Here is a 9,001-nt window from a genome sequence, read left to right on the forward strand (position 1 = left end):
GGGGGCCGCGGGCGGGCGCCGCCGGCGCCCCCCCCCGCCCCCCCCCGCGCCCGCCGGCCCCGGGCGGCGCGGGGGGGGGGGGCCCGGGCGGGCCGGCGGTCAGAGCGCGCGCAGCCGGCGGGCGAACTCGGCGGCCGCCGCGCCCGGGTCGTCCGCGGCGGTGATGGCGCGGACCACCACCACGCGGGTGGCGCCGGCCGCCAGGACCTCGTCCAGGTTGGCCAGGTCGATGCCGCCGATCGCGAACCACGGGCGGTCGGTGGCGGCCTTCGCCGCGTACGACACCAGGCCGAGGCCCGGCGCGTGGCGGCCGGGCTTGGTCGGGGTCGGCCAGACCGGGCCGGTGCAGAAGTAGTCGACGCCCGGCTCGGCGATCGCCGCGTCCACCTCGGACTCGGCGTGGCAGGACCGGCCGATCACCACGCCGTCGCCCAGGATCGCCCGGGCGGCCGGCACCGGCAGGTCGTCCTGGCCGAGGTGCAGCACCTGCGGGCGGGCGGCGTGCGCCACGTCCGCGCGGTCGTTGACGGCGAACAGCCTGCCGTGCCGCCGGGCGGCGTCGGCGAAGACCTCCAGGTACTCCAGCTCCTGCCGGGCCTCCAGGCCCTTGTCGCGGAGCTGGACGACGTCGACGCCGCCGGCCAGCACCGCGTCCAGGAACTCCGGCAGGTCGCCCTGCTCGCGCCGCGCGTCGGTGCACAGGTAGAGCCGGGCGCCGGCGAGCTGCGTACGGGCGTCCGCCATCAGAGCGCCATCGCCTGGGCGCGGCGCTTGACCTCGGTGGCCCGGTTCTCGTGCAGGGCCTGGATCGGGGTGCCCGGCAGCGACGGGTCCTCGGTGAACATCCACTCGAGGATCTCCTCGTCGCTGAAGCCGGAGTCGCGCAGCACGGTCAGCGTGCCCACGAGGTGCTTCACCGGGCCGTCGTCGGTGATGAACGCGGCCGGCACCTGGAGGGACTTGTTCTCGCCGCGGCGCACGGCGAGCAGGGTGTGCGCCTTCACCATGTTGCGGACCTCGGTGACCTGCACACCCCAGCGCTCGGAGATGTCGGGCAGGTAGAGCCACGCGGGGACCAGGGCGTCAATCTTGGGATCGATCTCACTCACGGGACCAGACTGCCACCTGTGGCACCCCGGGCGCACGCAGCCCCGTCCGGCCCGGCGGACCGATGGCGGATCGTGACCGCCCGCGCGCCCCCGGTTCAGCGCACCGCGGCCTTCAGCGCCACCGCCGGGTCGGCGGCCGCCGCCGGGTCCAGCACGGCGCCGCGGTCGATCAGCCGCTTGGCCTGGTTGGCGTCGCGCGGGCGGTCCACCGAGAGCACCGCGGTCAGCACGCCGTCGCGCAGCCACAGCACCGACCAGGCGCCGTCCGCGGGCGAGCCGCGGTGCAGCGGCTCGTCGCCCTCGGCGTGCCGGCCCGCGTACTGGACCATCCGCCCGAACTGCTCGGACCAGAAGTACGGCACCGGGTCGTAGGGCGTGTCGGAGCCGAGCAGCGAGGCGGCGGCGGCCGCACCGGACTGCAGCGCGTGGTCCCAGTGCTGCACGGTGAGCCGGGTGCCGGAGCGGGCCGACGGGTAGGAGACGCAGTCGCCGGCCGCCAGGACCCCGGGCGCGCTCGTGCGCAGCCGCTCGTCGGCGAGCACCGCGCCCGCCGGGTCCAGGGCGACCGCGGAGCGGGCCAGCCAGCCGGTCGCCGGGCGGGCGCCGACCCCGACCACGACCAGGTCGGCGTCGATCCGGCCCCCGTCGGCGAGCCGCAGCCCGTGCTCCGCGACGGCGGTCACCGCGGCGTTGCAGCGCAGTTCGACACCGGCCTCGGCGTACCAGCCGGCCATCGCCGCGCCGATCCCGGCCGGCAGCACGCCGGGCAGCGGCTGCGGGCCGGCCTCGACGACGGTCACCTCGCAGCCGAGGGCGCGCGCCGCGGTGGCGGTCTCCGCGCCGATCCAGCCGGCGCCGACCAGGGCGAGCCGGGTGCCGGGGGTGAGCGCCTTGCGCAGGGCGAGCGCGTCGTCCAGGGTGCGCAGCACCCGGGCGCCCGAGGTGCCGGGCAGCTCGACGGCCTCCGCGCCGGTGGCGAGGACCAGGTGGTCGTGGGCGAGCGGGCCGGCGTCGGTGTGCAGCACCCCCGGCTCCAGGCCGGTGGCGCGGCGGCCGAGCAGCAGGTCGACCCCGAGGTGCTCCCAGTCGATGTCGAAGGCGGTGGACTCGCTGCCGCCGAGCAGCACGTCCTTGGAGAGCGGCGGCCGGTCGTACGGGCGGTGCGGCTCCTCGCCGACCAGCGCGATCCGGCCCCGCCAGCCGCCCTGCCGCAGCCCGAGGGCGCACTGGGCACCGGCCATCCCGGTGCCGACGACGACGACGCTCTCGATACCGCTCGGTTCAGCCACGGCGGCCACCCTATCCGCCGGGGTGTCCACCCTGCGTACGCGTTTTCGGCCGCCGTGACACGCGGCGTTATGGTGGGTGCACACCTCACACGGGAGCCCGGTGCACCGGGCTGAGAGGCGGGCTGAGGCGGCCCGCGACCGTCCGAACCTGATCCGGGTCATGCCGGCGAAGGGAGCAGCAGCGACGTGGCACGGCCTCACACCGACGCGTCCCCGGCCGGAGCGCACCCCGACGTGCTCGTGGTCGGCGGCGGCATCATCGGCCTCGGCGTGGCCTGGCGGGCCGCGCAGCGCGGGCTCGCGGTCACCGTGCTGGACCCCGCCCCGGGCGGCGGCGCGGCGCAGGTCGCCGCGGGCATGCTGGCCCCGGTGACCGAGCTGCAGTACGGCGAGGAGCCGCTGCTGCGCCTGGGGATGGCGTCCAACGAGCGGTACGCGGCGTTCGCCGCCGAACTGACCGGGGCCACCGGCCTGGACACCGGCTACCGGCAGACCGGCACCCTGGCGGTCGCCCTCGACGCCGACGACCGCGCGGAGCTGCGCGAGCTGCACGACTTCCACGGCCGCCTCGGCCTCGCCTCCGAGTGGCTGACCGGCCGCGAGTGCCGCCGGCTGGAGCCGATGCTCGCGCCCGGGGTGCGCGGCGGGCTGCACGTCACCGGCGACCACCAGGTGGACGGCCGCCGGCTGGCGCGCGCCCTGGTCGAGGCCTGCACCCGGGCGGGGGTGGTGCTGCACCGGGCCGCCGCCGCCGAACTGCTGCTGGCCGGCGACCGGGCGGCGGGCGTCCGCACCGACGACGGCGCCGACCTGACGGCCGGCCGGGTGGTGCTCGCCGCGGGCTGCCGCAGCCACCTGCTGCCCGGCCTGCCCGAGGGCGTGCTGCCGGCCGTCCGGCCGGTCAAGGGCCAGGTGCTGCGGCTGCACGTCCCGCCGGTGTACCGCCCGTTCCTGTCCCGCAACGTCCGCGCGGTGGTCCGCGGGCAGCACATCTACCTGGTGCCGCGCGCCGACGGCGAGCTCGTGATCGGCGCGACCTCCGAGGAGCAGGGCTACGACACCACGGTGACCGCGGGCGGGGTGTACGAGCTGCTGCGCGACGCGCACGAGCTCGTCCCCGGCCTCACCGAGCTGCCGCTGGCGGAGACCGGCGCCGGGCTGCGGCCGGGCTCCCCGGACAACGCCCCGCTGCTCGGGCCGACCGCGCTGCCCGGCCTGGTCGCCGCGACCGGGCACTACCGCAACGGCGTGCTGCTCACCCCGGTGACCGCGGACCTGGTCGCCGACTACCTCGCGACCGGCGAACTCCCCCCGCTCGCCGAGCCGTTCTCCCCCAGCCGTTTCCAGTCGAAGGCCCTCGCATGAACCAGATCTCACTGACCGTCAACGGCGAGCCGCGCGAGCTGCCCGCGGCCACCACGCTGGCCGAGGTGGTGGCCGAGGTCTCGGCCGCGCCGACCGGGGTCGCGGCGGCGCTGAACGAGGCCGTGGTGCCGCGCAGCGCCTGGTCGGCCACCGCGCTCGGCAGCGGCGACCGGGTGGAGATCCTCACCGCCGTCCAGGGGGGCTGAGCGATGGCCGACGACCTGCTGACGATCGCGGGCACCGCCTTCTCCTCGCGGCTGATCATGGGCACCGGCGGCGCCCCCAGCCTGGAGGTGCTGGAGCAGGCGCTGCGGGTCTCCGGGACGGAGCTGACCACCGTCGCGATGCGGCGGGTCAGCACCGCCGTCCAGGGCTCGGTGCTGGACGTGCTGACCCGCAACGGCATCCGGGTGCTGCCCAACACGGCCGGCTGCTTCACCGCGGGCGAGGCGGTGCTGACCGCCCGGCTGGCCCGCGAGGCGCTCGGCACCGACTGGGTGAAGCTGGAGGTCATCGCGGACGAGCGGACCCTGCTGCCCGACCCGGTCGAGCTGCTGGAGGCCGCCGAGACGCTGGTCGACGACGGCTTCACGGTGCTGCCGTACACCAACGACGACCCGGTGCTGGCGCGGAAGCTGGAGGACGTCGGCTGCGCGGCCGTGATGCCGCTCGGCTCGCCGATCGGCTCCGGCCTCGGCATCCGCAACCCGCACAACTTCCAGCTCATCGTGGAGAGCGCGAACGTGCCGGTGATCCTGGACGCCGGCGCCGGCACCGCCTCCGACGTGGCGCTGGCGATGGAGCTCGGCTGCGCCGCGGTGATGCTGGCCTCGGCGGTCACCCGGGCGCAGGACCCGGTGCTGATGGCCGACGCGATGCGCCGGGGCGCCGAGGCCGGGCGGCTGGCGTACCGGGCCGGCCGGATCCCGCGGCGCTTCCACGCGGAGGCGTCCTCGCAGATGGCCGGGCGCGCCGACCTGGACACCCGCGAGCACCCGGCGTTCTGAGGGCCGTTCGCAGACGCATGTCTCAACATCGGCACAACCGGGCCGCGGACGGCCTCGTCCGCGGCCCGCGCTCCCCCCTGCGCCCTACACTCCTCGGGTGGACATGACGCTCGACGACCCCCTGATCGGTGCCCTGCTCGACGGCCGGTACCGGGTGGATCAGCGCATCGCCGTCGGCGGTATGGCCACCGTGTACCGGGGCACCGACACGCGGCTCGACCGGGTGGTCGCCCTCAAGGTGATGCACCCCTCGCTGGCCTCGGACACCGACTTCACCGGCCGTTTCATCCGCGAGGCCAAGGCGGTCGCCCGGCTCTCGCACCCCAACGTGGTCAACGTCTTCGACCAGGGCGCGGACGGCCGCGCGGTGTTCCTCGCGATGGAGTACGTGCCCGGGCGCACCCTGCGCGACGTGCTGCGCGACCGCGGGGCGCTCTCGGCCCGCGCCGCGCTGGACATCCTGGAGCCGGTGCTGGCCGCGCTCGGCGCCGCGCACCGGGCCGGCCTGGTGCACCGCGACGTCAAGCCGGAGAACGTGCTCATCACCGACAACGGCATGGTCAAGGTCGCCGATTTCGGGCTGGTGCGGCTGCTCACCGGCACCGACGGCGCGGGCGACGGGATCACCAGCACCACGTCGACCGGCACCGTGCTCGGCACGGTCTCCTACCTGGCGCCCGAGCAGATCCACCAGGGCGCGCCGACCGACCAGCGGGTCGACGTCTACGCGGCCGGCATCCTGCTGTACGAGATGCTGACCGGCGCCAAGCCGCACACCGGCGAGAACGCCATGCAGGTGATCTACCGCCACCTGAACGAGGACGTCCCGGCGCCGTCGCTGACCGCGCCCGGCATCAGCCGCGAGCTGGACGCCATAGTCGCCGCGGCGACCGCCCGCGACCCCGAGTCCCGCCCCTGGGACGCGGTCGAACTGCTGGCCACCCTCCAGCGGGTCCGCCGGACACTGACCCCGGCCCAGCTGGACGCCGAGCCGCCGGCCTCCACCCGGCCCACCCCGCAGTTCCCGACCGCCGAGGTCACCGCCGTCGTCGACCGGCCGGTGGAGCGCACCAGCGTGCTGGAGGTCCCGGCCGAGCTGCTGACCCCGCCGTCCCGGCAGGGCGACGAGACGCTGACGCTGCGTCCGCAGCAGACCGGGCGCGGCGCGCGGCCCCGCCGCTCGCGCAAGCCGCTGATCTGGGCGGCCGTGGTCGCGGTGGTGCTGATCCTGGTCGGCGGGGCGACGTACACGCTCTCCAACGGGCTCTACACGACGGTCCCGAGCGTGCTCGGGCAGAGCGAGGCCCAGGCGATCGCGACCCTGGACAAGTCGGGGCTGCGCGGCACCTTCACCCAGCAGTTCAGCGAGTCGGTGCAGGCCGGCCAGGTGATCTCCACCGACCCGGGGGTCGGCGCCCGGGCCCGCAAGAGCGACCCGGTGAAGGTGGTGCTCTCCAAGGGGCCGGACCGGGTCGCGGTGCCGAACGTTGTCGGCGAGCCGGCCGACCGGGCCCAGCAGGACCTGCGCAACGCCCGGCTGACGCCGATGGCCAACCGCACGGCGTCCAGCGACACCGTGCCGGAGGGCTCGGTGATCTCCGTGGAGCCGGGCGTCGGCACCTCGCTGAGCCCGTCCTCGCCGGTCACCCTGGTGGTCAGCACGGGCATGACGCCGGTGCCGGACGTGGTCGGCCTCTCCAAGGAGGACGCCACCAAGGCGCTGACCGACTCCGGGTTCACCGTGCAGAGCACCGGGCTGAACCTCTTCGGCGGCAAGGTCACCGGCCAGACCCCCAAGGCGGGCTCCCCGCAGCCGCAGGGCACCCTCGTGGTGATCAGCTTCGGGCTGTTCTAGCCGGGGCTAGGATCCGGGGATCGACCGCCGACCCCTGGAGCAGCCGTGTCCCGTTCGTTCCTCTTCCTCCTCGGCAGCGCCCGCGCCGACGGGAACACCGAACTGCTCGCCCGGGCGGCCGCCGAGCAGCTGCCGGGCGGCACCGGGCAGCGGTGGCTGCACCTGGCACAGCTGCGGCTGCCCGACTACTGCGACGCGCGCCACGCGGAGCTGTCCCGGCCGGACGCGGACGACGAGGCGCTGCTCCGGGAGGCGACCCTCGCCGCCACGGACGTCGTGATCGCCTCGCCGCTGTACTGGTACTCCGTGTCGTCCTCCACCAAGCGCTACCTCGACTACTGGTCGAAGTGGCTCTCCACCCCGGCCCCGGGGTTCCGGGCGGCGATGGCCGGCCGCACGCTCTGGGGCGTGACGGCCATGGCGCACCGCGAGGAGGAGGTGGCCGAGCCGCTGGTCCTCACGCTGCACCACACCGCGGCCTACATGGGGATGCGGTTCGGCGGCGTGCTGCTCGGCAACGGCTCCCGGCCGGGCCAGGTGCTCGCGGACGAGCGGGCGGTCGCGCGGGCCAAGACCTTCTTCGCGCAGGAGGCGCCGCTCGCCCGCTTCCCGTACGACCGGGACTGACGGAGCGGGCACGGGGGCGCGCCGGTCAGCGCAGCGGCCCGTCGCCGGGCTCCTCCTGGTAGGAGTAGCGCTGCTCGGTCCACGGGTCGGCGAGGTTGTGGTAACCGCGCTCCTCCCAGAAGCCGCGGCGGTCGGCCCGCATGTACTCCACCGCGCGCACCCACTTGGGGCCCTTCCAGGCGTACAGGTGCGGCACCACCAGGCGGACGGGGAAGCCGTGCTCGACGCTGAGCGGCTCGCCGTTGCGGTGGGTGGCGAGGACGGTCTGCGGGTCGGTGAAGTCCGCGAGCCGCAGGTTGGCGCTGTAGCCGTACTCGGCCCAGACCATCACATGGGTGACGCCCGGGGCCGGCGGGACGAGGTCGAGGACGGTCTTGGCGGCGACGCCGCCCCACTCGCTGCCGAGCATGGAGAAGCGGGTCACGCAGTGCAGGTCGCCGCGGACGGTCACCCGGGGCAGGGCGTGGAAGGCCTCGAAGTCCCAGCTGTGCTTCTCCGCCGTCGCGGTGGCGCCGAAGACCTGGAAGTCCCAGCTCTCCGGCTTGAAGCGGGGCACCGGGCCGTAGTGCAGCACCGGCCAGCCGCGCTGCAGGCGCTGGCCCGGGGGGAGCCGCGGGTCGGACGGCTGCGGCGGTTCCGTTCGGTGCTGACCCATGTCTCCATGGTCGCAGACGGCGGCAGCTGCGCGATGCGCGCCCCTTGCGCACGCCCCCTTCACAGCTCCCGCGTATCGACAAATCGGATATTCCGACTCAACCGGGAGTAAGCGTGAACTTACTGGAAAACTCGGCCATTCCGGTGCCACCATGCCGTTTAGCGACGGACGGACGACGGAACAGGAAGGCGCGCGACATGCAGGGCGACCCCGAGGTCATCGAGTTCCTCAACGAGCAGCTCACCGCCGAGCTCACGGCCATCAACCAGTACTTCCTGCACGCCAAGATGCAGGAGAACTTCGGCTGGACGAAGCTCGCGAAGTACACCCGGCACGAGTCGTTCGACGAGATGAAGCACGCGGAGACGCTGACCGACCGGATCCTCTTCCTGGACGGCCTGCCCAACTACCAGCGGCTCTTCCACGTCCGGATCGGGCAGACGGTCAAGGAGATGTTCGAGGCGGACCGCCAGGTCGAGGTCGAGGCGATCGACCGGCTGCGCCGCGGCATCGTGGTGATGCGGGCCAAGAACGACATCACCTCGGCCAACATCTTCGAGGACATCCTGGCCGACGAGGAGCACCACATCGACTACCTCGACACCCAGCTGGAGCTGCTGGCCAAGCTCGGCGAGCCGCTCTACCTGGCCCAGCTGATCGAGCAGCCGGAGAGCTGACCCCTCAGCCGCCTACGCGGCCTCGGGCTGCCGCTGCTCCGGGTCGGCCAGCCCGAGCCTCTCGGCCAGCCGGTGCGTCGGGCACGGCCGCGCCCCGTGCTCCCCGAGCAGCGCCTGGATCCGGCGCACGCACGAACCGCAGTCGGTGCCGGCCTTGCAGCCCTGGGCTATCTGGCGGGGCGTGACGGCGCCGCCGTCGATCTCCTGCTTCACCCGGGTCTCGGTGACCGCATGGCACATGCAGACGTACATCGCGGTCGCTCCCTGGGGGTGGTGCGGGTGGTGCTGGTCTACTGAGCCTTACCTTACCTGGACATCCGCGTACGAATAAGGGGCCCCGGCCGCCGGGGGGGGGGGGGCGGGGGCCCGGTGGAGGGAGAGCCGCGGGGGTGGGGGGGGGGGTGTGTGGGCGGGCCG

The 9,001-nt window shown here is 74.8% G+C and carries 11 protein-coding genes and 1 riboswitch; of the genes, 6 read left to right on the top strand and 5 right to left on the bottom strand.

The window, feature by feature from the left end; all coding sequences use genetic code 11:
• Positions 1–99 precede the first annotated feature (99 nt).
• From thiE to ACFV0G_RS28030, 3 genes are all read right to left on the bottom strand, one after another.
• Positions 100–744: a thiamine phosphate synthase gene (thiE, locus tag ACFV0G_RS28020; protein ID WP_380553793.1), complete on the bottom strand. Its 645-nt coding sequence runs from the start codon at positions 742–744 to the stop codon at positions 100–102.
• On the bottom strand, positions 744–1,109 hold the full coding sequence (locus tag ACFV0G_RS28025; protein ID WP_380553796.1) for an Rv2175c family DNA-binding protein: 366 nt from the start codon (positions 1,107–1,109) through the stop codon (positions 744–746). The genes thiE and ACFV0G_RS28025 overlap by 1 nt, the downstream gene beginning before the upstream one ends.
• A 95-nt stretch (positions 1,110–1,204) precedes the next feature.
• Positions 1,205–2,407: an NAD(P)/FAD-dependent oxidoreductase gene (locus ACFV0G_RS28030; protein WP_380553799.1), complete on the bottom strand. Its 1,203-nt coding sequence runs from the start codon at positions 2,405–2,407 to the stop codon at positions 1,205–1,207.
• A gap of 79 nt (positions 2,408–2,486) precedes the next feature.
• A riboswitch (TPP riboswitch) is annotated at positions 2,487–2,574 on the top strand.
• A gap of 10 nt (positions 2,575–2,584) precedes the next feature.
• Between ACFV0G_RS28030 and thiO the strand changes: the two genes are divergently transcribed.
• From thiO to ACFV0G_RS28055, 5 genes are all read left to right on the top strand, one after another.
• Entirely contained in the window at positions 2,585–3,763 is a 1,179-nt protein-coding gene (gene thiO, locus ACFV0G_RS28035) for a glycine oxidase ThiO (protein WP_380553802.1), read from the top strand.
• Complete coding sequence (gene thiS / locus ACFV0G_RS28040; RefSeq protein WP_380553805.1) at positions 3,760–3,969, top strand: sulfur carrier protein ThiS; 210 nt, start codon at positions 3,760–3,762, stop codon at positions 3,967–3,969. Before thiO ends, thiS begins: the two co-directional genes overlap by 4 nt.
• 3 nt (positions 3,970–3,972) lie before the next feature.
• On the top strand, positions 3,973–4,770 hold the full coding sequence (locus ACFV0G_RS28045) for a thiazole synthase (protein ID WP_380553808.1): 798 nt from the start codon (positions 3,973–3,975) through the stop codon (positions 4,768–4,770).
• 103 nt (positions 4,771–4,873) lie between these two features.
• The gene (gene pknB / locus ACFV0G_RS28050; protein WP_380553823.1) at positions 4,874–6,625 is read left to right on the top strand and encodes a Stk1 family PASTA domain-containing Ser/Thr kinase; all 1,752 of its coding nucleotides are present in this window, start codon (positions 4,874–4,876) and stop codon (positions 6,623–6,625) included.
• A gap of 45 nt (positions 6,626–6,670) precedes the next feature.
• Positions 6,671–7,252 (top strand): flavodoxin family protein, encoded by a 582-nt coding sequence (locus tag ACFV0G_RS28055; protein ID WP_380553811.1) that lies wholly within the window; start codon positions 6,671–6,673, stop codon positions 7,250–7,252.
• Positions 7,253–7,277: 25 nt separating this feature from the next.
• On the opposite strand, the gene ACFV0G_RS28060 is transcribed toward ACFV0G_RS28055, so the two are convergent.
• Positions 7,278–7,907, bottom strand: a complete 630-nt coding sequence (locus ACFV0G_RS28060) for a sulfite oxidase-like oxidoreductase (protein ID WP_380553814.1) — start codon at positions 7,905–7,907, stop codon at positions 7,278–7,280.
• Between the two features lie 197 nt (positions 7,908–8,104).
• Between ACFV0G_RS28060 and bfr the strand changes: the two genes are divergently transcribed.
• Positions 8,105–8,584: a bacterioferritin gene (gene bfr / locus ACFV0G_RS28065; RefSeq protein WP_380553817.1), complete on the top strand. Its 480-nt coding sequence runs from the start codon at positions 8,105–8,107 to the stop codon at positions 8,582–8,584.
• 12 nt (positions 8,585–8,596) lie between these two features.
• Here the strand turns inward: bfr and ACFV0G_RS28070 are convergent, their stop codons facing one another.
• Positions 8,597–8,836, bottom strand: a complete 240-nt coding sequence (locus tag ACFV0G_RS28070; protein ID WP_380553820.1) for a bacterioferritin-associated ferredoxin — start codon at positions 8,834–8,836, stop codon at positions 8,597–8,599.
• Positions 8,837–9,001 lie beyond the last annotated feature (165 nt).

Source organism: Kitasatospora sp. NPDC059571 (assembly GCF_042735675.1).
Classification (GTDB): domain Bacteria; phylum Actinomycetota; class Actinomycetes; order Streptomycetales; family Streptomycetaceae; genus Kitasatospora.

Bases quoted from the DNA above. Each gene is read 5' to 3' on its own strand.
- ACFV0G_RS28060 (WP_380553814.1), bottom strand. From the start codon at position 7,907: ATGGGTCAGCACCGAACGGAACCGCCGCAGCCGTCCGACCCGCGGCTC.
- thiE (WP_380553793.1), bottom strand. From the start codon at position 744: ATGGCGGACGCCCGTACGCAGCTCGCCGGCGCCCGGCTCTACCTGTGC.
- ACFV0G_RS28045 (WP_380553808.1), top strand. From the start codon at position 3,973: ATGGCCGACGACCTGCTGACGATCGCGGGCACCGCCTTCTCCTCGCGG.
- pknB (WP_380553823.1), top strand. From the start codon at position 4,874: ATGACGCTCGACGACCCCCTGATCGGTGCCCTGCTCGACGGCCGGTAC.
- bfr (WP_380553817.1), top strand. From the start codon at position 8,105: ATGCAGGGCGACCCCGAGGTCATCGAGTTCCTCAACGAGCAGCTCACC.
- ACFV0G_RS28070 (WP_380553820.1), bottom strand. From the start codon at position 8,836: ATGTACGTCTGCATGTGCCATGCGGTCACCGAGACCCGGGTGAAGCAG.
- thiS (WP_380553805.1), top strand. From the start codon at position 3,760: ATGAACCAGATCTCACTGACCGTCAACGGCGAGCCGCGCGAGCTGCCC.